This is a genomic window from Tunturiibacter gelidiferens, from assembly GCF_051013345.1.
In the GTDB taxonomy this organism is placed as follows: domain Bacteria; phylum Acidobacteriota; class Terriglobia; order Terriglobales; family Acidobacteriaceae; genus Edaphobacter; species Edaphobacter gelidiferens_A.
In genome coordinates, this window is the sequence record NZ_CP132939.1 from 2554380 (window position 1) to 2580002 (window position 25623).

The 25623-nt window shown below is 56.6% G+C and carries 26 protein-coding genes and 4 pseudogenes; 26 read left to right on the forward strand and 4 right to left on the reverse strand.

From position 1 onward, the window contains the following. Positions 1–15 precede the first annotated feature (15 nt). The 26 genes and pseudogenes from RBB80_RS12585 (at position 16) to RBB80_RS12710 (ending at position 24230) form a co-directional block, all read left to right on the forward strand. Positions 16–462, forward strand: a complete 447-nt coding sequence (locus tag RBB80_RS12585; protein ID WP_433968504.1) for a hypothetical protein — start codon at positions 16–18, stop codon at positions 460–462. A gap of 839 nt (positions 463–1301) precedes the next feature. Next, the gene (locus RBB80_RS12590) at positions 1302–2534 is read left to right on the forward strand and encodes an acetate/propionate family kinase (RefSeq protein ID WP_433968505.1); all 1233 of its coding nucleotides are present in this window, start codon (positions 1302–1304) and stop codon (positions 2532–2534) included. Between the two features lie 52 nt (positions 2535–2586). After that, entirely contained in the window at positions 2587–3168 is a 582-nt protein-coding gene (locus RBB80_RS12595) for a histidine phosphatase family protein (RefSeq protein ID WP_433968507.1), read from the forward strand. A 56-nt stretch (positions 3169–3224) separates the two neighbouring features. Beyond that, the gene (locus tag RBB80_RS12600) at positions 3225–5753 is read left to right on the forward strand and encodes a glycogen/starch/alpha-glucan phosphorylase (RefSeq protein ID WP_433968509.1); all 2529 of its coding nucleotides are present in this window, start codon (positions 3225–3227) and stop codon (positions 5751–5753) included. Continuing rightward, positions 5738–5974 (forward strand): hypothetical protein, encoded by a 237-nt coding sequence (locus RBB80_RS12605; RefSeq protein ID WP_433968511.1) that lies wholly within the window; start codon positions 5738–5740, stop codon positions 5972–5974. Before RBB80_RS12600 ends, RBB80_RS12605 begins: the two co-directional genes overlap by 16 nt. Before the next feature lie 8 nt (positions 5975–5982). After that, positions 5983–6591 (forward strand): hypothetical protein, encoded by a 609-nt coding sequence (locus tag RBB80_RS12610; RefSeq protein ID WP_433969646.1) that lies wholly within the window; start codon positions 5983–5985, stop codon positions 6589–6591. A gap of 26 nt (positions 6592–6617) precedes the next feature. Next, complete coding sequence (locus tag RBB80_RS12615) at positions 6618–7094, forward strand: hypothetical protein (protein ID WP_433968513.1); 477 nt, start codon at positions 6618–6620, stop codon at positions 7092–7094. Positions 7095–7228: 134 nt separating this feature from the next. Then, positions 7229–7438 (forward strand): hypothetical protein, encoded by a 210-nt coding sequence (locus tag RBB80_RS12620; RefSeq protein ID WP_433969647.1) that lies wholly within the window; start codon positions 7229–7231, stop codon positions 7436–7438. A 97-nt stretch (positions 7439–7535) separates the two neighbouring features. Beyond that, the gene (malQ, locus tag RBB80_RS12625; protein ID WP_433969648.1) at positions 7536–8987 is read left to right on the forward strand and encodes a 4-alpha-glucanotransferase; all 1452 of its coding nucleotides are present in this window, start codon (positions 7536–7538) and stop codon (positions 8985–8987) included. Between the two features lie 619 nt (positions 8988–9606). Then, a pseudogene (locus RBB80_RS12630) lies at positions 9607–9783 on the forward strand (hypothetical protein); the annotation flags it as partial. Between the two features lie 109 nt (positions 9784–9892). Continuing rightward, positions 9893–10797, forward strand: a pseudogene (gene atpD, locus RBB80_RS12635) (F0F1 ATP synthase subunit beta); the annotation flags it as partial. 73 nt (positions 10798–10870) lie between these two features. Further along, positions 10871–10992: pseudogene (locus RBB80_RS12640) on the forward strand (hypothetical protein); the annotation flags it as partial. A 54-nt stretch (positions 10993–11046) separates the two neighbouring features. Continuing rightward, positions 11047–11217 carry an ATP synthase delta/epsilon chain alpha-helix domain-containing protein gene (locus RBB80_RS12645; protein ID WP_433969650.1) on the forward strand — a complete coding sequence of 57 codons (171 nt, stop codon included), beginning with the start codon at positions 11047–11049 and terminating at the stop codon, positions 11215–11217. A gap of 328 nt (positions 11218–11545) precedes the next feature. Further along, the gene (locus tag RBB80_RS12650; RefSeq protein ID WP_433968514.1) at positions 11546–13216 is read left to right on the forward strand and encodes a maltoporin; all 1671 of its coding nucleotides are present in this window, start codon (positions 11546–11548) and stop codon (positions 13214–13216) included. A 52-nt stretch (positions 13217–13268) separates the two neighbouring features. Next, positions 13269–14585 carry a sugar MFS transporter gene (locus RBB80_RS12655; RefSeq protein WP_433968516.1) on the forward strand — a complete coding sequence of 439 codons (1317 nt, stop codon included), beginning with the start codon at positions 13269–13271 and terminating at the stop codon, positions 14583–14585. 22 nt (positions 14586–14607) lie between these two features. Continuing rightward, positions 14608–15585, forward strand: a complete 978-nt coding sequence (gene glk, locus RBB80_RS12660) for a glucokinase (RefSeq protein ID WP_433968518.1) — start codon at positions 14608–14610, stop codon at positions 15583–15585. A gap of 158 nt (positions 15586–15743) precedes the next feature. Continuing rightward, positions 15744–15968 (forward strand): hypothetical protein, encoded by a 225-nt coding sequence (locus RBB80_RS12665; RefSeq protein ID WP_433968520.1) that lies wholly within the window; start codon positions 15744–15746, stop codon positions 15966–15968. 38 nt (positions 15969–16006) lie between these two features. After that, a complete protein-coding gene (locus RBB80_RS12670; RefSeq protein WP_433968522.1) occupies positions 16007–16204 on the forward strand; it encodes a 2-deoxy-5-keto-D-gluconate 6-phosphate aldolase domain-containing protein in 198 nt (65 codons plus the stop codon). 36 nt (positions 16205–16240) lie between these two features. Then, entirely contained in the window at positions 16241–16948 is a 708-nt protein-coding gene (rpe, locus tag RBB80_RS12675) for a ribulose-phosphate 3-epimerase (RefSeq protein WP_433968523.1), read from the forward strand. A 113-nt stretch (positions 16949–17061) separates the two neighbouring features. Then, positions 17062–17457 (forward strand): NAD(P)-binding domain-containing protein, encoded by a 396-nt coding sequence (locus tag RBB80_RS12680; protein ID WP_433968525.1) that lies wholly within the window; start codon positions 17062–17064, stop codon positions 17455–17457. Continuing rightward, entirely contained in the window at positions 17454–18095 is a 642-nt protein-coding gene (locus RBB80_RS12685; protein ID WP_433968527.1) for a hypothetical protein, read from the forward strand. Before RBB80_RS12680 ends, RBB80_RS12685 begins: the two co-directional genes overlap by 4 nt. 145 nt (positions 18096–18240) lie before the next feature. Further along, a pseudogene (locus tag RBB80_RS12690) lies at positions 18241–18432 on the forward strand (hypothetical protein); the annotation flags it as partial. 203 nt (positions 18433–18635) lie between these two features. Beyond that, positions 18636–21158 (forward strand): phosphomethylpyrimidine synthase ThiC, encoded by a 2523-nt coding sequence (gene thiC / locus RBB80_RS12695; RefSeq protein WP_433968529.1) that lies wholly within the window; start codon positions 18636–18638, stop codon positions 21156–21158. 21 nt (positions 21159–21179) lie between these two features. Beyond that, positions 21180–21377: a sulfur carrier protein ThiS gene (gene thiS / locus RBB80_RS12700; RefSeq protein ID WP_433968530.1), complete on the forward strand. Its 198-nt coding sequence runs from the start codon at positions 21180–21182 to the stop codon at positions 21375–21377. 1 nt (position 21378) lies between these two features. After that, complete coding sequence (locus RBB80_RS12705; RefSeq protein ID WP_433968532.1) at positions 21379–22008, forward strand: hypothetical protein; 630 nt, start codon at positions 21379–21381, stop codon at positions 22006–22008. A 74-nt stretch (positions 22009–22082) separates the two neighbouring features. Further along, entirely contained in the window at positions 22083–24230 is a 2148-nt protein-coding gene (locus RBB80_RS12710; RefSeq protein WP_433968534.1) for a glycogen debranching protein, read from the forward strand. 29 nt (positions 24231–24259) lie between these two features. Here the strand turns inward: RBB80_RS12710 and RBB80_RS12715 are convergent, their stop codons facing one another. From RBB80_RS12715 to RBB80_RS12730, 4 genes are read right to left on the reverse strand one after another with little or no spacing between them, the layout of a single operon-like run. After that, complete coding sequence (locus RBB80_RS12715) at positions 24260–24913, reverse strand: HAD family hydrolase (RefSeq protein WP_433968536.1); 654 nt, start codon at positions 24911–24913, stop codon at positions 24260–24262. After that, on the reverse strand, positions 24910–25092 hold the full coding sequence (locus RBB80_RS12720; protein WP_433968537.1) for a transaldolase family protein: 183 nt from the start codon (positions 25090–25092) through the stop codon (positions 24910–24912). The genes RBB80_RS12715 and RBB80_RS12720 overlap by 4 nt, the downstream gene beginning before the upstream one ends. A 55-nt stretch (positions 25093–25147) precedes the next feature. Beyond that, positions 25148–25501 carry an RpiB/LacA/LacB family sugar-phosphate isomerase gene (locus RBB80_RS12725; protein ID WP_433968539.1) on the reverse strand — a complete coding sequence of 118 codons (354 nt, stop codon included), beginning with the start codon at positions 25499–25501 and terminating at the stop codon, positions 25148–25150. Further along, the gene (locus RBB80_RS12730) at positions 25389–25619 is read right to left on the reverse strand and encodes an RpiB/LacA/LacB family sugar-phosphate isomerase (RefSeq protein WP_433968540.1); all 231 of its coding nucleotides are present in this window, start codon (positions 25617–25619) and stop codon (positions 25389–25391) included. The genes RBB80_RS12725 and RBB80_RS12730 overlap by 113 nt, the downstream gene beginning before the upstream one ends. Positions 25620–25623: the final 4 nt, after the last annotated feature.

The following is a 25623-nucleotide window of genomic DNA, read 5'->3' on the forward strand; positions in this document are numbered from 1 at the left end:
CAGAGGAGATTAGAAATGCGAAAAGTAGTGATTTGGGCGGCGATACTCATGGCGGGGCTGGTAACTGTCATAGCGGGGATGACCGCCGCGGCGCAGGATGCAAAGCAAGTCACCGTTCCAGCGGGAACCAGGATCCTGGTGCGGATGATAGATTCGGTGGATTCCAGCAAACAAACGGCGGGCTACCGGTTTACTGCGAGTCTCGAGACAAATCTCACAGTCGAAGATGTGGTGGTGGCACCGAGGGGAACGCCAATTTATGGTCGTCTCGCTTCGGCTTCATCCGCCGGCCGAATGGCGGGCAGTTCCGAACTGACACTGGAGCTGACCGATATCTTGATTAACGGCACAGCCTATCCGCTCTCAACCAGTACATATGAGATCAAGGGGAAGGAGAAGGCTCGAATACAGCGAAAAAGATTGTCGGTGGCGCTGGACTGGGCGCGCTCATCGGCGGCCTAGCCGGAGGAGGAAAGGGCGCTGGGATTGGTGTGCTTGCCGGTGCTGCTGGCGGGACAGCCATCGCCGCTTCCAAACGGGGCGAGCATCTCTCGATTCCCAGCGAATCTCTACTCGAGTTCTGGCTCGAACAACCGGCGATACTGCCGGTTGGAAAATAGGGCCCCTGTTTTCGAGCCCATTCGCCGTGCGGAAGCTTCTCGAGACTAGCATCGCAAATGTCGATCACCTCTTCAAGACGGCAAAGCAACTCATAGAAAAACAACCCAGGTGAAGGCTTGCTCTTGGTAAAAGACCGCGATAGTGAAGCGGCTGAGATAAAGAGCAGCCAGTATCCGTGTTTTGCGAGAAAAGCGACCATCTCATTCATTGATACGCTCCGCTGGCGCTTCGAAAGATCGGCGGCGAGCGCGTGGATTAATTCGATAGCCCAGTAGGAACAATGCGATGCGGCTCTATGATTGGTGCGACAAAAAGCACTGTGCCAATTCTTGGATGTGTCACCTGCCAAACTCTTGCCATGACCGTCCGCCACCTGGAGCGGCTGGATAACGGCGCATCGCAGTTAGATCCGCTTATGTACTTCTGGGGAAAGGAAATTGCTCTCCCTGGATTGGCAAGTCCGATTGGCCTTTGGTGTGCTTACTCGCAGATAGTTGCTTGATCCAATCTCTGAGGAGACGTGCCAACGGTGGGGACGGAAATTGAGGCGACTGCTGAATGCGCCGGCCGGGAGTACCCGGTCGAAGATTTTGCAGCCGACAGCGCGCCAGACTTAGTTCCACTTGGTTCGGACAGGCAACGCAAAGGAAGCGTAAAACAGGAGCGGGATCTCAGAACCCATGAAAATTCTTGTCCTCAATTCGGGATCCAGCAGCCAGAAGGCCTGCCTCTACGAAATTGGTGAAACGCTTCCGGCCCATCCGCCGCTTCCCCTATGGGAGGGAAGAATCGAGTGGGGCAGCGATACTGCCGCGATTTCGGTGAAGAACTCGCAGGGAGACGTTCAGAAGGAAAACCTGAAGGTTCGTTCACGCGAAGAGTTCGTCCGGCACTTATTGAACACACTGAACGTCGGCCCGGCGAGCGCCGTGGCCTCTCTCTCCGAGATCGATGCTGTAGGCCACCGCGTTGTCCACGGCGGCCCGCATTTCGAGGACCCGGTCGTAGCTACGCCCCAAGTTCGCTCGGCAATTGCCGATGCTTCCACGCTCGCGCCGCTTCACATCCGTGCGGAATTGGAAGGCATGGTGATTGTCGAGAGTCTTCTCGGCCCGGTCCCGCAGATCGCTGTCTTCGACACTGGCTTTTATCGCCAGATGCCGCTGTATGCCCAGACTTATCCGGGTCCTTACGACTGGTTCAAGAGCGGCATACGCCGCTACGGATTCCACGGTATCAACCACGAGTATTGTGCCGGCCGTGCCGCCCAGTTGCTCGGAAAAGAGCCAAAGCCGCTCAAAGTGGTGAGTTGCCACTTAGGCAACGGATGCTCGGTCACAGCGATTCAAGACGGGCAAAGCATCGATACCACCATGGGGTTCACCCCGCTGGACGGATTGATGATGGGGACGCGTTCAGGATCCGTCGATCCGGGGATTCTGATCTTCCTCATGCGCCAAGACAAACTCAACTGTGAACAGATTGATGGGTTGCTAAATCAAAAATCGGGACTGCTAGGAATATCGGGAGTTTCGAGCGACATGCGCGACATTCTCTCTGCAATGAAGGAGGGTCACGAGAGAGCGAAGCTGGCATACGAGATATTCGTGCATCGTCTGCGGGCTGCGGTGGGCGGCATGGCCGCCGTATTGGGAGGGCTTGAGGTCCTGGTGTTCACGGCGGGCGTGGGAGAGAACTCCCCCGAAGTGCGGGCTACGGTTTGCAGCAGATTCGAATTTCTTGGTCTGAAGCTGGATAGCGAGGCGAATCAACAGACATCTCTTGACCGTGATATCGCCGCAGCGGATTCCCGGGTCCGCGTTCTCGTGATTCGAGCCGAGGAGGATTGGGCCATAGCAGCGGAATGTTGGAAGCTTGCGCAGGCGTCGGCAAAAGTTGGCAGAACAGGGTGATGCTGTAGATGAAATTAACAATCAGATCGGGCATTTCAAGGAGAGAAACTTCATGAGCGAAGCACTTCCGATGGTGTATCTGGCGCGGCACGGCGATACAGCATGGACTCAGTCGGGCCAGCACACTGGCCGTACCGATTTGCCGCTGACGGAAGACGGTGAGCGCAACACCCAGCGCCTCGGGGAGCGTCTGAAGGGCACGAGATTTACGAAGGTCTTTACCAGCCCACTCCAGCGCGCAACCCGAACCTGCGAGCTGGCCGGATTTGGAGCTGTCGCGGATGTGTTTCCTGAGCTCTTGGAGTGGGACTACGGCCAATATGAGGGGCTGCGGTCGGCCGAAATCCTCAAAGACCGCCCGGATTGGCAGTTGTTTCGTGACGGTTGTCCGGGTGGCGAATCACCAGCCCAGGTCGGCGAGCGGGCGGACCGTGTGATCGAGCGCGTCCGAACGGTCGGGGGAAACGTGCTCCTGTTTTCCAGCGGCCACTTCCTTCGCGTTGCCAGCCGGTGGATGGCGCTCCCGCCGAGCTCGGGCAGGTATTTAGTGCTTAGCACGGCGAGTCTGAGTGTGCTCGGTTACGAGCACAATCTTTCCGAGCCTGTGATCCGGCTTTGGAATGACAATCATTAGCTCTGTGTGTTGCATACACACGTGACGTTATAAAACACACACCACAAGGATCTGCAATGAGCAACCAGCGCACCACGGTATTGAAGTCCGCAACACCTGACCTGCTGAACAAGAACTCAGCAAGTATTTCTGCGCTTCTCCAACAATACGGCTGCGGTCCAATTCCGTTTGTGGGGACCGAGAATGCTTTTTACGAACGTCATATAGTGTTTGACAGAGCGATTGATCCGAAAGTCGCGAGTGCGCGTGAGCGTTTCGAGGCGTTCTCCCACTCCGTCCGCGACATCCTTGCACAGCGGTGGGTGTTGACGAAGGCAACGTATGAACGGCAGAATGCCAAGCGCATTTACTATCTCTCGCTGGAATTTCTCATCGGGCGTTCGTTGGCGAACAATGTCAGCAACCTCCTACTTGATCCCGTCGTGCAGCATGCGGTTGATGCCAAGCGCATCGATTGGCTTGAATTGATCGACCAGGAACCGGATGCGGGCCTCGGCAACGGAGGCCTTGGCCGCCTCGCGGCCTGTTTCCTGGACTCGATGGCTACCATGCAACTCCCCGCGACAGGCTATGGACTGCGCTACGAATACGGCATGTTCAAGCAATCCATCGTGAATGGCTGGCAACAGGAGAACGCGGACAATTGGCTCCGCGACACCGATCCCTGGGAGATTGCTCGACCTCATGAAAAGGTGGAAGTGAAGCTGAACTGCTCCTTTCAGTTGCGCGGGGGTAGTTTTCAGGTCGTCCGTGGCCGTCCGTCGAGCCTGATCGGGATACCCTTTGATCGTCCTGTGGTGGGCTATGGAGGAAAGACGATCAACACGCTCCGGCTCTGGGCTGCGGCCGCGCCGGATTTCTTTGACTTTAAGGAGTTCGGGACAGGTGACTTCGTTGGTGCGTTAGGCGAGACTTTGGAAGCGGAATCGCTCACGCGGGTGCTCTATCCTGACGACTCCACGACTGTAGGGCAAGGATTACGTTTCGTGCAAGAGTATTTCCTGGTGGCGTGTTCACTGGCCGATCTCGTGCGTCGCTTTCAGCGGCACAACACGGATTGGAACGAGCTGCCCGAGAAGGTCGCGATTCAACTCAATGATACCCATCCCTCTATGGCGGTCGCTGAACTACTACGAATCCTGCTGGATGATGCGCACTTAGGATGGGACCAGGCATGGGAATTGGCAAAGAAGACGCTCGCCTATACAAATCACACGTTGCTGCCGGAAGCTCTTGAGAAATGGCCCGCGGCATGGTTTGAGATACTCCTTCCCCGTCACCTGGAGATTATCTATGAGATTAACCGGCGCCTGCTCGACGAGGTTCGCCTTCGCTTCCCGGGCGACGATCGGCGGATCGAGCGTGTGAGCCTTGTCGAAGAGGGTAGTCAACGGAAGATCCGGATGGCGAACCTCGCGATCGTCGGCTCGCACAGCACGAATGGCGTCGCCGCTGTCCACTCGAAACTGTTGCGGACCTCGACGGTCAAGGATCTCGCCGAAATATTTCCCGAGCGTTTCAGCAACAAGACGAATGGCGTAACACCGCGACGCTGGTTGCTCCAGGCCAATCCGGCGCTGTCTCGTGAAATCACGCAGGCGATAGGCCAACGGTGGATTACCGATTTAAGCCAGCTCAAGGAGCTTGGTCGATTCGCCGAGGATCGCAGCTTTCGTGAAGTGTTCCTTGCGTCAAAGCGTGAGGCGAAAGTGCAGTTTGCCGATTGGCTCAAATCGACGACGGGGCAGATAGTAGACCCTGACACGGTCTTCGACTGCCATGTCAAGCGCATCCACGAATATAAGAGGCAGTTGCTAAACGCGCTGCGGATCATCGTCGTCTACAACCGCCTGCGGTCAAACCCCGGCCTGGAAATGACGCCGCGCACATTTTTCTTCGCCGGCAAAGCGGCGCCGGCTTACCGTTTGGCCAAGCTGATCATAAAATTCATCAACAACCTGGCGGAGACGATCGATAGTGACGCCGCGGTGCGCGGACGGCTCAAAGTTGTCTTCGTCCCCGAATACAACGTTTCATTGGCAGAACGGTTGATTCCAGCGAGCGACGTCTCCAACCAGATCTCAACTGCCGGCTATGAGGCCAGTGGAACAAGCAATATGAAGTTCATGATGAACGGAGCCTTGACCGTCGGAACGCGCGATGGTGCGACTATCGAAATGGCAGAAGAGGCGGGAGAGGAGAATCTCTTCTTGTTCGGGCTCACGGTAGAACAGGTCGAGAACAGTCGAAGTTGGTATAGCCCCTACTGGCACTATGAAAATGAGCCGGAGACCCGAGCGGCTCTGGATCTAATCTTCTCAGACCACTTCAGCCCCAATGAACCGGGCGTCTTTGCTCCATTGCGCGATGTGCTTTTGACCCAGGGCGATCATTACATGCACTTGGCGGACTTGACCTCTTACTGTCGAGCGCACGAAGAGCTCGGTGCGTTGTATGCTGATCGGGATGCGTGGGCGCGCAAAGCGATCCTGAATGTAGCGAGCTCCGGGAAGTTTTCGAGCGATCGCACCATTGCCGAATATGCATCCGAGATATGGAAGGTGGAACCATGTCCAATAGCCTAGTAGCCCAGTCGAAAGCGGGCGGAGCCGGCGAGATGGTTTCGCCGCTCGCAGGCAAACCCGCTCCGAAGGAAATGCTGATAGATGTAGAGCGGCTGGAGAGGGAGTACTTTGAGCGCCGTCCCGACCTAGCCGATCCCAACCAGATGGTTATCTTCGGTACGAGCGGTCACCGTGGCTCACCCTCCACGGTACCTTCACCGAAGCGCACATCCTGGCGATAACCCAGGCAATCTGTGACTACCGGCGAGGGCAGGGAACAGACGGCCCGCTCTATATGGGGAAAGACACTCACGCGCTGTCCGGGCCCGCACAGCATACGGCGCTCACTGTGCTCGCGGCAAACAACGTGGAAACGGTCATCCAGCAGGGCGAGGGTGTAACACCGACTCCCGTCATCTCGCGAGCCATACTCGTCTATAATCGCGGGCGCAAGGAGCATCTCGCTGACGGCATCGTAATCACGCCATCGCACAACCCGCCGGAGGACGGAGGCTTCAAGTACAACCCCACCAACGGTGGTCCGGCCGATACCGAGGTGACGAGGTGGGTTGAACGCCGGGCGAATGATCTGCTGCGGGCGGGCAATGCGGGCGTCAAACGAATTCCGCTCACTAAGGCCCTTCGTGCTGCATATACCCATCATGAAGACTTGATCCTGCCCTACGTTCACGATCTCAGGAACGTCGTTGACATAGATGCGATTCGCAGCGCCGGGCTGAGACTTGGCGTGGATCCGCTGGGCGAGCCGCGCGGCCATATTGGGAGCCGATCAACGTCATCTACGGACTGGACATCGCAATCGTCAACCCGACAATTGACCCGACGTTTTCGTTCATGACCGTGGATCATGACGGAAAAATTCGCATGGATTGCTCGAGCCCGTATGCGATGGCCAGTCTCGTCGGGTTAAAAGATCAATACCAGGTGGCTTTCGCAAACGATCCGGATTCAGATAGGCACGGGATTGTCACTCCAGTTGCGGGGTTGATGAACCCCAACCATTATCTCGCCGTAGCCATTCGATACCTGCTCACACATCGTCCCAAGTGGCGGCAGGAAGTCGCAGTGGGGAAAACCCTGGTGAGCAGCAGCATGATCGATCGGGTCGTTCATAAGCTTGGCCGCGAGTTGCGCGAAGTTCCGGTGGGCTTCAAATGGTTTGTACCTGGCCTATTTGACGGCTCGTATTGCTTCGGTGGAGAAGAGAGCGCCGGAGCGAGCTTTCTTCGCCTTGACGGTACGGTATGGACCACCGATAAAGATGGGCCGATCATGGACCTGCTGGCGGCTGAGATTACCGCGCGAACAGGTAGGGACCCGGGGAGCACTACCGCGAGCTGACTGAAGAGTTCGGTTCACCGTTCTATACGCGCATCGACGCGGTCGCTACTCCGGAGCAGAAAGCGAAACTGCAAAAGCTCTCGCCCGACGCAGTAAAGGAGTCGGACCTCGCGGGCGAGCCAATTACAGCGAAGCTGACCTCAGCTCCGGGCAATGGTGCTCCCATCGGCGGATTGAAGGTTGTTACTGGCAGCGGCTGGTTTGCGGCTCGGCCGTCAGGCACAGAGAACATTTATAAAATTTACGCAGAGAGCTTTAAGAGTGAGACCCACCTGAGCGCAATCGTCAGCGAAGCTCAGGGGATAGTCAACAATGCTCTGGTTTCGACAGGCGTGAAGCAATGAGTATTTCTGGTGGAGGAGTCCCGGGCCCTCCCTTTCCATCCGGATACCGTGCTTCCGGCCTGCTGCTGCACGTTACATCTCTACCCTCCCTTACGGGATCGGTGATCTGGGACCATCGGCGTTTTCATGGATCGACCGTCTGCATGATGCCGGCCAAAGATGGTGGCAGGCGTTGCCGGTCGGCCCAACCGGTTACGGAAACTCGCCCTATCAATCCCTCTCCTCCTTTGCTGGAAATGCCCTTTTGATCAGCCCGCAGGGCCTCATCTCAGAGCGACTGCTGCAGGCGAGCGATTGCGAGGCTCACTTTCCGTCGGACGTTGTCGATTACTCCCGCATCACACCGTTCAAGAACCAGCTGCTTGAAAAGGCGTGGACGAATTTTAGAGCCGAGAAACGTAAGGACTTGTGCATTGCCTATGAACAGTTTTGTGCTCAACATACGAACTGGCTGGAAGACTATGCGCTATTCCGAGCTTTGAAAGCCAAGTATCGCGGTGTCTATTATCTTGAGTGGCCGGCGGAGTTGGTTCAGCGCAAACCGGATGCTCTCGCGGGGACCAATCGAGAGTTAGCAAGTCAAGTCGATCAGGTCCGCTTTGCACAATTCCTGCTCGCCCGGCAGGCTGATCAGCTGAAGGAATACGCTCACGCCAAAGGCGTGGGATTGATTGGTGACCTGCCTTTCTTCGTCTCCCCGGATTCCAGCGATGCTTGGGCACACCCGGAGTTCTTCCTATTGGATGAACAACGTCGTCCGAAGTTCGTTGCCGGAGTTCCTCCCGACTACTTTAGCTCGGAAGGACAATTATGGGGGAATTCCGTCTACAACTGGGACGCTCTTCGTTCGACTGACTATCGCTGGTGCATCGATAGAGTAGGTGCGCTGCTAGGGCACGTGGATGTAATCCGCTTGGATCACTTCCGAGGCTTCGCGGCCGCCTGGCATATTCCAGCCGGGGCACCCACGGCCCAGTCAGGGCAGTGGGTACCGGGCCCGGGCGCCGCCTTGTTCCAAGCCGTGCAAACTGAGTTAGGTCATCTCCCGTTCATTGCCGAAGATCTCGGTGTGATTACGCCGGATGTGCAAGCAATGCGCGATCAATTCCGCGTGCCCGGGACTCGAATCCTGCAGTTCGCCTTCGATGGCCATCCTGATAACCCATATCTACCGAATAATTTCGTCCACAACACCGTCGTTTTCACCGGCACGCACGACAATGCCACGACTCGCGAGTGGTACGAAGAACTACCCGGCTATCAGCGGCAAAATCTGTGGAGTTACCTTAAGCGTGCTCCGGGCGAGAGTCAAGAAGCAGCGCCGGCACTGATAGACCTGGCGTGGTCGTCGTCGGCAGCATTGGCGATGGCTCCATTGCAAGACCTGCTCAATTTGGGCAGTGAAACTCGTATGAACGTGCCTGGTCGTGTCGACGGGAACTGGCGCTGGCGCTGCACCGAGGACATGCTGTCGCTCCCGGCATTTCAGTGGTTGCATGAACTGACAGAAACGTCACATCGATCGCCGGCTTCGAATCGATCCGCATAAGTGGCCATCGACCGCCTTCAGCACGAAATCCTTCCTCAATCAATATGATGGTGCTTCCGCTGTGATGCGCTCTAACCAGCGTCTTCGTGCTCGCGGTTGCAATTGTTCGTCTACCTGCCATCTGACAAATTCTCGTCGTTCGCCGATTGGCACGACAGTCCTGCATCGCGAACCTTCGACGAGCGAAGTCTCCCTAAAGTCTCGCTCCAGCGATACTTGCCTCGACTACCGGCGTACCTGCTCGGAATGGAATCCAGAATGCATTTAGGAAGGGCAACAGTCCTTGCGCGAGACATGTAAAAGGACTGTTCGAGGAGGGCGAGGCTCGGATGCTGACGATACCACTCAAGCTGTTTCGCGCACCCGAAGCGTTCTCGGTGTCAATTCAATCCACCGCTCCACTTTCCTCGAGCGCGTCTCGATTTGCCCTGGATTCAGAACGAAGCTGATAGCGCTGCTCTTTGCCGCTATGTTTATCTGCTTAGCCCCTCATCAAGCCCTGGCCGTGAACGCCGGACAGACTGCACCGGCTCCTTCCACGCCTCATTTGGAGGGACAGAGTCCGTCGCCAAAAGCCGTAGAGATCGCCAAGCCGTTTGGCTTCCCAATCACCAATTCCATGGTCGCCTGCTGGATAGTTGCCGTGGGCCTCATCCTTTTTGCTCAGGTCGCTACCCGACACATGAACCTGATGCCCAGTGGTATCCAGAATTTTTGGGAATGGCTGGTGGAAGGGCTGTACACATTTCTCGAAGGCATCATCGGTTCGCATCTCGTCAAGCGGACGTTCTGGTTTTTCGCGAGCGTTTTCATCTTCATTCTCACCGCGAACTGGTTGGGCCTGATCCCCGGCGTAGGCACGATTCGGTGGACTGACGTCGTTGCTCATTTCCATGTCTCTTTGAATCAACAACGTTGCCAAACTCCATGGCGGCGTGTCTGTATTTGCAGGTGTCGGCGAACGCACGCGCGAAGGAAACGACCTCTACAACCAGATGTGCGACGCAGGCGTCATCAAACCCGACAAGCTGGACGAATCGAAGATCGCATTGATCTACGGACAGATGAACGAACCGCCGGGGCGCGCCTTCGCGTCGCTCTCTCCGGCCTGGCCATCGCCGAATACTTCCGCGATGAAAAGAGTCAGGATGTGCTGCTCTTCATCGATAACATCTTCCGCTTCTCCCAGGCGGGCGCGCCGAAGTTTCGGCGTTGCTGGGCCGCGCCGCGAGCGCCGTAGGATATCAGCCGATGCTCGCAGCCGAAATGGGAGCTCTCCAGGAGCGAATCACGTCGACCAAGCGCGGCTCCATCACATCGTTTCAGGCCGTATATGTTCCCGCCGACGACCTGACCGACCCGGCGCCGGCCACAACCTTTGCGCACCTGGATGCGACCATCGTGCTCGAACGTTCGATTGCCGAACTGGGCATCTATCCAGCCGTGGATCCCCTTGCTTCGACTTCCCGCGCCTTGACGCCCGAAATTGTCGGACAGGAGCACTACGACATCGCGCGCAGCGTTCAGAAGGTCCTCCAGCGCTATAAGGACCTCCAGGACATCATCGCCATTCTCGGCATGGACGAGCTTTCGCCGAGCGACAAGCTCACGGTTGCCCGCGCCCGCAAGGTGCAACGTTTTCTCAGCCAGCCCTTCAGCGTCGCGCAGGCTTTCACCGGCCGGGAGGGCAGACAGGTTCCTGTGGCTGACACCGTCCGTGCCTTCAAGGAAATTATCGACGGCAAAACACGACGACGTTCCAGAAGGAAACTTCTACATGAAGGGCGCCATCGAGGAGATTAAGGGGTGACGTTGCCATGGCGAACACGATAAAACTCGAAATCGCAACGCCCGATGCTGTGGTCTACTCGAATGACGTAGACATGGTGAGACTACCGGGTGCGGAAGGCCAATGGGCATCCTCCCTCATCACATCCGGCTCATGACGCAGCTTGTGCCGGGCGAAATGATTGTGCGCAAAGATGGGCGCGAGAATTTGCTGGCGGTTGGGGAGGGCCTTGTCGAGATCACTGGCAACAGTGTGAACATCGTGACCGATATGGCTGTTCCTGCCGACAGTATCGACGATGCAAAGGCGGAAGAGGCCCGGCAACAAGCTGACGCTCGTCTGCGCGAAAAGATCTCCACCGAGGAAGTTCCTTTCGTTCATGCCGCCCTGGCTCGTTCGCTGGCGCAACTCTCTGTAAGACGTCGCCAACGCAAAATCTGAGCCGGTCAAGGCATCCCTCTCCCGTCATTATTCGTAATCCGTAGGCGATGCAAACGCCCTCGCGAAGTCCTGGGATCACGCATATCGCTGCGGCTGGCTTCAAGCGACGCCCGGGGTTACCGCGCCCAGTTCTGCTAACCTGCTGAAATTCCGGTTGTGTTCGATCCTCGTCATCTGACGAACTCTTGCCTCCTCACCCCGACACCCGGATTAGCGGCCGCGCGCCCATGATTCGTCCTGAGCACTGATTCTACTCATCTTGCGCTCACTCCAATTCCCCTTTTCCGCGGATTCTGAAGTGGTCATTTGAGTGCTAAATAGAAGTGCGATGCATCGACCGGCGGACAAAGAGCCGATGGCAGGAGTGAACGATGAAGTTGGAACCAAGCACCCGCGGAGCCGCCCGGTTCGGTGGTTCTTGTGTGGCATTGCGACGGTGTCCTTGGGCGTTTTGCCCGCAGCCGGTCAACAATCCGACCAGCTACAAGAACAGCTAAAGCAGCTTAAACAGCAGTACGAGACGACTACTCACGAGCTTGAGCAGCGCATAAATGCTCTGGAACAGCAAATTGACAAAGAGAAAGCCGACAGGGAGAAACAGGCCAAAGAGACACCAAAAGAAGGGACGATCTCGGCAACGAATCTCGCCGCCCAGCAAGTGGTGAAGGCAGTGATGGGAAACTCGGATCAGGTCGGAGGGAAGTTCCAGGGCCAGCTACCGCAGGAACCGACCTATGACTTTCTTAAAGAAGCTGATGTCAAGATCTCGAAGCTGCAGGAACACGTTAACGCCTTTGAATACCATGGATACTTTCGCTCCGGCTACGGTCTGAACAGCGAGGGTGGGGAACAAGTTGCCTTTCAGGCGCCCGGAGCTGGCGCGAAATATCGCCTCGGGAATGAAGCAGAGACCTACGGGGAATTCATCTTTGTCAACAATTGGATCAATCCAGATGAAACTTCCGATAAGGCATGGGCGAAGACGGAGGTCATGGTTGAGGCGAACACCACGAACTCCGCGAGCTATGCGAACTTCCCCAATGGCGTCGGTAACGATCAGTTCCGTCTGCGTGAAGCCTTTGTTCAGGCTGGTAACGTCCTGGAGAGCCAGCCGAACGCCAAGTTCTGGGCCGGCGAAAGATACTACCGCCGCCAGCACGTCGAAATCGATGACTTCTATCCGCTGGATATGAGCGGCTACGGTGGGGGCGTTGAGGATGTCGATGTTCGCGTCGGCAAGCTGGCCGTGGCGTTCCTGTCCGGGGCGCGGCCCGACATTGTTACCCAAAACGGCACCCTCGCGAAGAGCAACATCGATGTGCGTCTCTATAGCGTCAAGGGACCTCACCTCTGGGGGTTACTTGAAGGTCTCTGGTCTGGGTGGTTCGATTACGCATGGTCAAAGGGCGGTACGGGCGGTACATCCTCAACGATCATACCGACGACAGACGGATACGCCTTCGGGCTGAAACATGAACTCCTGGAGTGGCATGGTGGCTATCACTCGTTTTCCGTCCAGTACGGAAGCGGCGCGGCCAGTAATTTCAGTACGTCGATCATTGGCCCAGCACCCTACATCAATCGCTCAGCGCAACTGCTCATCACGGAACAGGCTCTCTATCAACCGAATGACCGGTTCGCCATCTTGCCAATATTTGTTTACCAGCAGACCAAAGATGGCAACCCGCAACATCGCTGGAACCAGTGGGAGTCATTTGGCGCGAGGCCGGAAGTGTTTTTCACCAAGCATCTCTCGCTTGCAGTGGAGGGAGGTTTCGATCACACAAACGCGCCCGGTCAGTACAACGGTTGGCTGCGCAAGGTTACTGTAGCGCCACAAATCGGGGTGGGCCGCAAGTTTTTCAGCAGGCCAGTCCTGCGCGCATTCCTTACCTACGCGAACTGGTCGGACGGATTCCGCGGTCAGGTAGGCGGTGCGCCATATACGAACAGAACGAATGGGTTGACCTACGGAGTACAGACTGAGATGTGGTGGTAATTGGAAGCTTGCGGGAGCCGTGTCCCGGCAAAGACCTCCGAGGAGAAGAACAATGGCAAGTCGTGAAATCAATGCGCGTGCTGGCCTGTCGGAGCCTATTCAATCTGCGACAGCCGCGCAAAATTACTCGCGCCCTCTGGCGATCGTCACTACCCTGTTTTTCATGTGGGGGTTTCTTACCTGCCTCAATGACATTCTGATCCCGCACTTGAAGTCGATCTTTGACCTCAGTTACGCCCGGGTCATGTTGGTCCAGTTTGCCTTCTTTTCGGCATACTTCTTATTCTCGGTACCTTGGTCAAAGGTCGTGAATACCATCGGCTACAAAACCACCATGGTGGTTGGCCTGCTGACGATGGCTGTTGGAGCGTTCCTCTTTCTACCCGCCGCATCCGCTGTTTCCTACCCTCTGTTTTTGACCGCGCTCCTTGTTCTCGCCGCAGGCATTACCGGGCTCCAGGTGTCGGCCAATCCCTACGTGGATCTGCTCGGTAGACCCGAAACGGCCTCCAGTCGGCTGGATCTAACCCAAGCCTTCAATTCGCTGGGCACCACCCTCGCCCCGAAAATCGGGGGACTGCTGATTTTGAGCGCAGCACCATTGGCGCTTGCCCAGTTGCAGCAACTCACGCCGGAAGCTCTGCACCTGTATCGCGTACAGCAAGCCTCCTCGATCAAGATGCCATATACCGTGATCGGTGTAGCGTTGCTGTTATTGGCAGTGTTGATCGGCGTTTCCAAGTTGCCAAAGATCGAAGCCGCGAATACCGTTTCCGAACAGAAGGCGAACGATTCGATTTGGCAGCACCGCAATCTCCTCCTCGGCGCGCTAGGAATTTTTGCTTATGTGGGCGCGGAGGTTTCCATCGGAAGCTTTCTGGTGAACTATTTCGGCTTGTCCGAGATCGCCGGCTTCTCCGCCAAGACCGCGGCCGGATATGTCTCCTTCTACTGGGGCGGCTCTATGATTGGACGCTTTCTTGGCGCGCCGCTTCTGCAGCGTCTTAAGCCCGGATATCTGCTTGCCCTGTGCGCGATTGCAGCCGGAGCGCTCGTCATGGCCTCCATGCTCTTGAGCGGCCACGTCGCCATGTGGACCATTCTCGCCGTCGGGTTCTTCAACTCGATTATGTTCCCGACCATCTTCAGTCTGGGAGAAGCAGAACTCGGCTCTTTGAGCGGAACTGGATCCGGACTCCTGAATATGGCTATCGTAGGCGGCGCGGTCCTGCCGGTGATCCAGGGTGCAATTGCCGACAGTGTTGGGCTTCACCACGCATTCGTTCTGCCGGTGATCTGCTATCTGTACATCTTGTACTACGCGCTTCAAGGCTCAAAGCCCAATAGCGAGCGGTACGGAAACATCTAAAAGGGCGAAACCGGAGGAATTAATGCTGATTGCGGGCGATATTGGCGGCACGAAAACGGATCTGGCCATCTTCTCGAGCGAAGCTGGCGCGCATGCACCATTGGCGCAAAAGAGGGTGCACAGCGCTGATTATCCCAGCTTGGGGGTCATGGCCAAGGAGTTCCTAGCCAAAGCAAAGAAGCCAGTCGATCGGGCGTGCTTTGCGGTGGCCGGGCCGGTGATCGATGGCCGGGTGAAGACAACGAACCTGCCCTGGATGATTGACGAGGACTCGCTCGCGAAGGAACTGAACCTTAATGTCAACTCGGTCCACCTCATCAACGATCTGGAGGCGATTGCCCGTGCAGTTCCTATCCTGAGGCCAAGTGACGTATGCACTGTCAATCGCGGCGAACCTGTTGCCGGAGGAAGCATTGCGGTAATTGCGCCAGGTACCGGCCTGGGTGAGTCCTTCCTTACCTGGGACAGATCCCGTTACACCGCCCACAGTTCCGAGGGAGGTCATTCAGACTTTGCGCCTACCAACGAGAGACAGCTCCACTTACTTGAGTACATGATCAAGTTATTCGACCATGTGAGCTTCGAGCACGTCTGTTCGGGCATCGGCATACCGCATATTTACAGATATCTTCGCGACGTCGAACATCTGCCCGAAAAGCCGGATGTAGCAAAGTTGATTGACGCTGCGGCGGATCCTTCCGTCGTGATTATCAGTCAGGCGCTTCATCCTGAGAATCCGAGCAAATTGTGTGCGACAGCCATCGACTGCTTTGTTTCTATTCTGGGTAGCGAAGCCGGCAATCTCGCAGTCAAGTTCCTGGCGACTGGCGGCGTATATTTGGCGGGCGGTGTGGCTGTGCACACCCTGCCAGTCATCAACAAGCCCGTTTTCATGGAGCACTTTAAGCGCAAGGGACGCTTCGACAAACTGATGGAGCGAATACCACTTCACGTTATCGTCACTCCGCCGGGGTTAACTGGAGCGGCAGCTTGCGGCTAGGCTTCGCCCAGATGCCGTGCCCACTCAAAGACCACGGGAAACAATGCTCCGTTAGCCTGAGCAGCCAACTACACCGTTAGTAGATAAAAAGGAAGGGTTCTAATCGTCTCAAACGTCTGTCTGACTATCTGCACAGCGGCAGAAGTCACAGCCAGTTCATGTTTGAGCTGCTCGTCCCGGCCGAAAAGGGACAACTCGATCAGCTCAATGGAGACAGGAGGGCCTACGATTTGGAATTGCGTCCCGGACTAATGGCGCAAACCATCGAGGAACTCCAGGATGCGCAAGTCGAACCTGATGTGTGGAAGATCGAGGGGCTTGACCGGCGCGATGACTGCGAGAAGATTGTGGCGTCCGCCCGCCGAGGGGGCGTGCGGGGGTAGGCTGCATCATCCTTGGCCGTGGTGAGGACGACGCGAAGGTGCGCGAATGGCTGACGGTCGCCGCTACGGTTCCGGGCTTCATCGGCTTCGCGGTAGGCCGGACTAGCTTCTGGGATCCTCTTGTCAACTGGCGCACGAATCGGATCACGCGGAAGGCCGCAGTAGAGGAGATTGCCCACCGCTGCAAGGAGTTTGTGGAAATATTTGAGACCCGCAATCAATCGGTTCCGGCGTAAGGCAACTGAAGGGACGAACACATGGAAAGAGACCTGGTGAAGCTAGCTCCGTCAATCCTGGCGGCTGATTTTGCCCGTCTCGGTGAACAAGTTGCCGAGGCGGAGAAGGCTGGGGCCAACAGAATTCACGTCGACGTGATGGATGGCCATTTCGTTCCAAACATCTCGATGGGAGCTCCAATCGTGAAGTCGCTCAGGCGTGTCACTAAGCTTCTACTGGAGACACACCTGATGATCACGGCCCCGGACCTTTTCCTTGAAGAATTTGTCGAGGCTGGCTCCGATTCGTTTCTCGTCCACTGGGAGGCCAACAACAACCTGCATCGCACTGTTCGGAGGGTCAAGGAACTGGGAAAGGGCGCGGGAGTCGTAATCAATCCGGCAACTCCTGCCCTTGTGCTCGAAGAGATCCTGGTGGAATTGGATCTGGTTGTAGTCATGACCGTCAATCCCGGCTTCGGCCACCAGCATTTCCTGCACAGCACTCTGCCAAAAATCGGACGACTCCGTCAGATGATCGAGCACTTGAATCATCGCTGTCAGATTGAGGTGGACGGCGGCGTTGATGAGACCACGGCGCCATTGGCTCGAGCAGCGGGTGCCGATGTCTTTGTGGCCGGATCATCGATCTTTGGCGACAGCGCAGGAGTGGCGGCTTCTATGAACCGGCTGCGTACGGCTATCGCAAGTGGAAATGGAGAACTGCGTTCTTCGCAGGCCGATCTCGAGGATGAGCGCATGTGAACCAATCATGAGGCTCGTGATATTTAAAGGTGCAACCGAACAGGGGTTTTGTTGCAAGCAGGAAGGAAGCTTTTCTTCTCTCACGTAGCGGTTATTGCATTCAGGAGACAAATATGGAACTTGGAATGATCGGACTTGGAAGGATGGGCGCCAACATGGTGCGACGTCTTATGAATAGGGGTCACCGCTGTGTGGTCTACGCGAGGTCACCGAAAACCGTGAACGACCTAGTCATTCACAACGCAGTAGGTGCTTCCTCGATTGCAGATCTGGCGCAAAAACTTGCGAAGCCTCGAGCCGTGTGGTTAATGGTTCTGGCTGCGGTTGTTGATAAGACTATCGCTGACCTTCTGCCTCATCTTGAGCCGGGCGACATCCTCATCGACGGAGGCAACTCTTACTACGTAGACGACATTCGACGCGCCCGAGAACTTGCTCAAAGGGGTATCCACTATGTCGATGTCGGCACCAGCGGCGGTGTGTGGGTCTTGAGCGGGGCTATTGCATGATGATTGGCGGCGAGCCGATGGCGGTCAATCACATTGATCCGGTACTCGCCACGCTCGCCCCTGGTATGGGCAACGTTCCGCGCACACCAGGACGGGAAAACAGCGAAGGCAGCGCCGAGCAGGGTTATCTGCACTGCGGCTCGAGTGGTGCCGGCCACTTTGTCAAGATGATCCACAACGGAATTGAATACGGAATCATGGCGGCATATGCAGAGGGACTGGCCATCCTGCGGGCCGCAAATATTGGCAAACAAGCAGACGGCGCAGTCGATGCTGAGACCACGCCGCTGCGTGACCCTGATCTTTACCAATACGATCTGGACCTGCGCGATATCACAGAACTCTGGCGCCGCGGAAGCGTCATCTCCTCATGGTTGCTGGATCTGACTGCCACTGCTCTGCTGGAGGACCCAAATCTCTCGAAATTCGCCGGTCGCGTCTCAGATTCCGGCGAAGGGCGGTGGACGATCAAAGCTGCTATCGATGAAGCGGTTCCGGTTCCGGTTCTGACCAGCGCACTCTTCGAGCGATTCAGCTCGCGCGGCGAGGCTGAGTTCTCCAATAAGCTCTTGTCCGCGATGCGATACGAATTCGGCGGGCACCTCGAAAAATCCGACAGCAAAACCAAGGTGGATTAAGTGATGATTGCGACTCATTCGATGCGGACGCAGGCCATCTTCGACGCGTGATGGCTGCCTGCCATCATTAAACACGGCCATCTCTGGAAACTCCGGCTGCAAACAGGGCGCAGCTCTACAACTTGTCATTAAACGAGAGGATCAAATGCTCAAAATCGCCACACCGTTCGTCACGAGGCATACTCCGTCACCCTTTCCCGCCTCGCACAAGCGGTATATCTCCGGCAGTCGCCCTGATATGCGCGTACCCTATCGTGAGGTTTCTCTTTCGCCGACGCGCCATGGTGATCGCGTGGAAGAACCCCCTCTTCCGGTTTACGACACCTCCGGCCTTTATACCGATCCTGAACCAATGTCGATCTCGCGCGGGGCTTCCCGACCTACGCACTGCCTGGATCGAAGAACGCAAAGACACCGAGTCGCTCACAGGCCCCAGTTCAGGGTATGGCCGTCAGCGCCGACAGGATCTGCTAACCATCGATTTGCGGTTCCCCTCCAGACCCATGGTCCGTCGCGCGCGGCGGTCAGCACATCAGCCAGATGCACTATGCACGCAAGGGCATCATCACGCCGGAGAGGGAGTTCGTTGCCTTGCGCGAGTCGATGCAGTTGGATCGTTTATTGCAGGATCCAGCCTATGCTTTGCTCCTGCGCCAACATCGCGGACAACCTCTCGGCGCGAGGCTTGCTGAGCAGATCACGCCTGAGTTTGTGCGCGCGGAAGTGGCAGCGGGGCGCGCCATTATTCCGGCCAACATAAACCATCCCGAACTGGAGCCGATGATTATCGGTCGAAACTTTAAGGTCAAGATTAATGGCAACATCGGAAACTCGGCGGTTACTTCCTCGCTCGCCGAGGAGGTGGACAAGATGGTCTGGGCCATTCACTGGGGTGCGGACACAATCATGGATCTCTCTACTGGCAAACACATTCATGAAACACGGGAGTGGATTCTCCGTAATGCACCCGTGCCGATTGGCACTGTTCCCATCTATCAGGCGCTTGAGAAGGTGGGCGGACGCGCCGAGGAACTTACATGGGAAATCATGCGCGACACGCTCATCGAGCAGGCCGAGCAGGGCGTTGATTATTTCACGATCCATGCCGGTGTACGGCTGCCGTGGATTCCCATGACGGCGAAGCGTCTGACTGGCATTGTCTCGCGTGGCGGTTCCATCATGGCCAAGTGGTGTCTTGCGCATCATCAGGAGAGCTTCCTCTACACCCACTTCGACGAAATCTGCGAGATTATGAAGGCCTACGATGTCTCTTTTCGCCTTGGCGATGGCCTGCGTCCCGGCTCGATCTACGATGCCAACGATGAGGCGCAATTTGCTGAGCTGCACACGTTGGGAGAGCTGACGAAGCGTGCGTGGGAGCACGACGTGCAGGTGATGATTGAAGGTCCCGGACATGTGCCTATGCAGCGCATCCGCGAGAACATGGACAAAGAGCTGGAGCATTGCTTCGAGGCTCCATTCTATACGTTGGGGCCGCTCGTCACGGATGTGGCTCCCGGCTATGACCGCATCACCAGCGCCATCGGCGCGGCGCAGATCGGCTGGTATGGCACGGCAATGCTTTGCTACGTGACCCCGAAGTGCATCTTGGTCTGCCCGACAAGGACGATGTGCGCGAGGGCATCATCAGTTACAAGATTGCCGCGCATGCCGCGGACCTTGCCAAAGGATGGCCTGGGGCGCAGCTCCGCGATAACGCGCTCTCGAAGGCGCGCTTCGAGTTTCGCTGGGAAGATCAGTTCAATCTCAGTCTCGATCCGGATCGCGCACGCGAGTATCACGACGAAACATTGCCTCAGGAAGGTGCCAAGACTGCGCATTTTCTGCTCCATGTGCGGCCCGAAGTTCTGCTCGATGAAGATCACGGAGGAGATTCGTGAGAAGTACGGCTCAGGTGTGCACGATGGCATGGCAGAAAAAGGCGCGCGAGTTTGCCGAACGAGGCGGTCAGGTCTACCTGTCACATGGCCTGATATTGCAGTCGTGGGCGGCGGCTTACTGGGCCGTTGTCTGGCTTGGCGGGCATCACGTGCCGGGCTTACAGCTGCGCTTTATGATGCTGCCAGCAGCTTAGGAGAGGGCTCCGCCGCCTGGGCGGCCGCGGGGATGATTACTCCGGCAGCAGAAGCCGTCGATGCTGATGCGGAGATCGTAGCTATGGGGCGGCATAGTCTTACCCTATGGCCGCAATGGCTCGACCAGTTGCCGCATCCAGTTTTCTATCGCGACACGGGAACGCTCCTGCTTTGGCACCGCGAGGACGTTGGCGAAGCGCGACGTTACAAGAGGATACTTACAGAGCGCGACGCTCAGGCACGGCTAGTACATGTCGATGCCGCACGACTGGATGAGTTGGAACCAGCGCTTGGCGCAAGATGTCCAGAGGCTTTTCACCTTCCCGGCGAGGCGCAGGTGGACAACCGCGCTCTGCTGGAGGCGGTCGCCGTCGCACTCGAAGAGGCAAGTGTGCCGTGCCACTGGCAGACCTTCATTCCGGATGACCCGTTGCCCGATGCGGGAGTCGTTGTGGACTGCCGGGGTATGGGTGCACGCCGCGATTGGCCGCAGTTGCGCGGGGTTCGCGGCGAGATTGCGCGGCTTGCTGCGCCTGAGATCGACTTGCGTCATATGCTGCGCCTGCTACACCCGCGCTATTCGGTGTACGTGGTACCACGTGCGGAAGGAAAGCTAGTTGTGGGCGCAACCAGCATCGAAAGTGACGATCGCTCTCCAGTTTCGGTGCGTGGTTCGCTTGAGCTGCTTTCCTCTGCGTTTTCGATGTTGCCAGCTCTGGCCGAGGCGCGCATTCTTGAATTCGCCACGCAGGTGAGGCCCGCGTTGCCCGATAACCAGCCCGCATTTCAATATGATCGCGAACGGCGCCTACTCCGCATCAAGGGCCTTTACCGTCATGGTTTCCTCCTGACGCCCACCATTGTCGAGGAGGCGTTGGCTGTTTTGTCCGGGCATGGGGAGATGGAGTCTACCGGGCGATGGTCTTGTCTGCGCAGAGTGCACTCCGGCTCGCGCAACCTGTGCTGATGCGCAGGAGGAGAAACGCGCATGTCTGTCATCGTGAACGGTCACCCGCAGCCTCTGCCGGAACCCCCAACACCTGCTGCGCTGTTGCTGCTGCTCTCGCCGTCAACTCCATTCGCGGTGGCCCGCAACGCAGAATTTGTTCCGCGCATAACCTATGAGGAGTGTCGCCTCAATCCAAGTGACCAGATTGTTATCGTTCACCCTACAGTGGGAGGCTGAAATGACGAAATCCGAAAATGAAGACCAACTTGTTTTGTACGGACACCGTTTTGCAAGCCGCCTACTACTAGGGACTGCGCGCTACGAATCTCCTCGGCAACTAGCGGATGCCATTCGCGTCGGCGATCCCTGCTTGTTGACGGTATCCTTGAGGCGTAAGCTTCCGGGCGCAAACGATGCGGGCCGGTCTTTCTGGAATCTGCTCCGCGCTGTGCAGGCGATTATGAATGCTGGCTGTGAGGTGCTGATGCCCTGGGCTGCCCCAATCGGCACTGGCCAGGGATCGCGTAATCCTTCCGCGCTCCGTGAACTGCGCCAGCGTGCGCCGAACATTCCGCTGATCGTCGACGCGGGCATTGGTCTTCCATCGCATGCATGTCAGGTGATGGAATGGGGTTTCGACGCCGTACTGGTGAATTCTTCGGTTTCGCGTGCAATTGATCCGGTACGCATGGCCGGCGCCTTCTCCGCTGCCGTCAGAGCAGGCGGCAGTGGATATCTTGCTGGACCCATGACCGTCCAGGAGCTTGCCGTACCAAGTACTCCTGAGCTTGGCCGTCCTTTTTCAGCAGATTCATGGATGGGAACGGAGATAGTGCATGGTCCAGTGGGCCCCAAGATTGAGAGCTGATAGACAACGAATCGATGAAGTGAAAGGTTATATCCCAAGATGGTCATCGAAATTAACGGGGTACAGAGGGCAGATTGAAAAATTCCACTCACATGGTGCCGGTCGAATTAGACACTCCATTCGATGCGGCGCAGCCCACGTTGGCCACAGCCGCCAAACGCCCAACATGGGCGCAGACTGAGGGTAGCCCGCTGCCGCTTGGTGTCACATGGATCGAAAGGGAGCAGGCTTTCAACTTTGCTGTTCACTCCGAACATGCCGAGAGCGTCACGCTCCTCCTTTATTCAGCTACGGATCTGGTGAACCCTTTCATCGCCTTCCGCTTCGATTTTCTGCGTAACAAGTCAGGGCGGATATGGCACTGCCGGTTGCCTATTAGCGAAATTGCCGCGGCTCGCTATTATGCATATTCAGTATCAGGGCCAACAGGGCCTCAACTTTTCAGCTTCGATCCGGAAAAGGTTCTCCTCGACCCGTATGCCAAATGTATTTTCTTTCCACCCGGCTTCGATCGGGAGCTGGCTGCTCGTGAGGGATCAAACGCAGGGAAGGCACCCTTGGGCGTCCTGGCGGCTCACCGCGCGACATTTGACTGGGAGGGAGACCGCTTACAGCATCACGAATTCGATGCGATCATTTACGAGCTTCACGTGAAGGGATTCACCAGGCAATCCAACTCGGGTATAGATCCACGCCGGGCGGGAACTTATGCAGGCCTGGTGGGAAAAATTCCATATCTGAAAGAACTCGGGATCACGATCGTCGAGCTGATGCCGGTTTTTCAGCGTGACCCGCAGGAGGCCGACTACTGGGGCTACATGCCTTTGAACTTCTTCGCACCACACGCGCAGTATGCGAGTAGCTGTGACGAAGATGAGCAGCATCTTGAATTCCGAAACATGGTGAAGGCTTTGCATCAGGCCGGGATCGGAGTAGTCCTCGACGTCGTTTACAACCACACCGTCGAGGGCGACCACAGAGGGCCAATTTACAGTTACAAGGGTTTAGACGGCCCAGGCTACTATATGCGTTCTTCCGACCCGATTAATCCTTACGCAAATTACTCGGGGACCGGCAATACCTTGAATTTCGGCCAGAGTCACGTGCGCAAGATGGTGATGGACAGCCTGCGCTGCTGGAAGGACGAAATGCATATCGACGGATTTCGCTTTGACCTGGCGTCGGTCTTCAGCCGCAACGCGGATGGCTCTCTCAACTGGGGAGAAGCTCCTCTCTTCAGTGAAATTGCCGCTGATCCGGAGTTGGGGCGGTTACGTTTAATCGCGGAACCCTGGGACACAGGCGCTTATCAACTCGGGCGCGGATTCCCAGGCCTGACCTGGCTCCAGTGGAACGGACGTTTTCGCGACGACATTCGCCGGTTTGTCAAAGGCGACGCTGCAATGGTTCCTGACCTGATGCGACGCATCTATGGCAGCGATGATTTCTTTCCAGACAGTCGCGGGGACGCCTACCACGCCTACCAGAGTGTGAACTATATAGCTTCACACGACGGCTTCACCCTGTACGACCTTGTCTCTTATGACCGCAAACACAACTCGAAGAATGGTCACAACAATCAGGATGGAATGGATGAAAACTACAGTTGGAACTGTGGTCATGAAGGGGATGAAGCCGTGCCGTCCGAAGTGCTCGCGCTCCGTCGAAAGCAAGTTAAGAACTTCTGCTGTTTGCTGCTTCTGTCGAATGGGATCCCAATGTTTCGCGCAGGGGACGAATTCATGAATACCCAGTTCGGTAACAACAATCCCTACAACCAGGACAACGAAACGGGATGGCTTGACTGGAGTCAGTTGCAGACGAATCAGGACATATTCCGTTTCTTTAAAGGCATGATCGCATTCAGAAAGAGTCATCCTAGTCTGGGTCGTAGCAGGTTCTGGCGGGAGGACGTCTCTTGGTACGGAACGGGGCATACAGTCGACCTATCCCCCGACTCGCGCAGCGTGGCATTCTGCCTGCATGGCGGCTCTCAAGGAGATGATGACATCTACGCGATGATCAATGGCTACTGGGAAGACCTGGAGTTTCAAATTCAGGAGGGTTCGCCACAGGAGTGGATCAGAGTCGTGGACACGAGCTTGCCGAGTCCTAAGGACTTCTCAGAAATTGGCGTGCCATTGGAACAGATGAATTATAAAGTTGCTCCCAGGTCGATCGTTGTTCTAACCCGTCCCCAGAGGGACAACCTAACGCCCTGATCACTGGATCTGTAGTTTTCGCCACCCAGCTAGATCCGCAGAAGGATTTCAAATGCGTCGGCATCCAGCAGGTCAAGAGACCCTACGACTAAGTCAGCAGCGAGATACTTACCGTTGCGACTCACTCCAATGCTTCGCATCCCCGCGCTACGCGCTGCTTCGACCCCAGCCGCGGCATCTTCTACGACAATAGACCGATCAGGTGATGCGCCGACCCGCGAAGCGGCAAGCAGGTACACCTCCGGATCCGGCTTTCCCTTTTGCACATCTTCAGCGGAAACGATGGTCTGAAAATAGTGGGCCGCCTTCAGCGATTCAACGACTACCTCAATGTTCGGACGCGGCGCCGCGGAAGCAATAGCTTGCAGCCATCCCTCCTCGTGAAGCCGGCGGACCCAATCGAAAACCCCGGGCAGCGGAGACATCCCATGTTTGTGAATAAGGTCGCGATATAACTCTTCTTTAGCGTTTGAGATCCTCTCTACCCATTCAGGAGTCGACGCAGCGCCGAGCCACCTGGGGATGATGGAGTCATTGCGCTGCCCGAATGAGGAAAGAAACTGCTCGTGGGTGATGGGAACGCCTTCTTTCGCCATCGTGTCGCGCCAGGAGATCCAGTGGAACTCCTCTGAATCGATTAACGTCCCATCCATATCCCAAAGTACCGCGCGCGCTGCACTCATCGGCTAATCTCCTTCGAAGCCTCTTCCACCAAGTGCCTGTAAGTCGGCATCTGGGCAGCGTGAAAGAGAAGCGACGGATTGGTGGTGGCGTTCTGAGGCCGATGCTTGGCAATGGCTTCAATATCGCCCGTATCCGCCACAACGATAGTGTATTTCTTCAAGGAATCAAGTAACGTCATTGTAATCTCCCATCTTGTCATTGCAATTTCCCATCTTAGGTTCAGCTATCTGGAGTTATTTGGGATCGCTTGCATAGGCAATCGTCCCACCTTCGAGTTGAGTAACCTTGGCTAGCCGGCGGCGATGCCGTTCCGCACCGCTAAACTTTGCGCCAAGAAAGTTCTTCGCGCAGTCCCACGCAACGGCGATTCCCATGGTGCGGCCCCCGAAACAGAGAATATTCATGGCGTCGTCCTCCACACCCTGGCGGGCCGAGAAGTCATCGTGACAGAGCGCCGCTCGAGCGCCGCCGACCTTATTCGCAGCTACCGAGGCTCCCACGCCGCTCCCGCATGCAAAAATGCCACGTTCTACTTCGCCACTTGCCACCGCACGTTGCGAGAGGAATCGCGAAATCCGGGTAATCATCGTCGTTGTCGTATATCTTGTTGCCGAAGTCGACTACCTGGTGGCCTCCTTCCGCCAACAACTTCGCCAGCTGCTCCTTCATTTCGAAGCCGCCGTGATCTGCCACGCCCACTCTCATGATG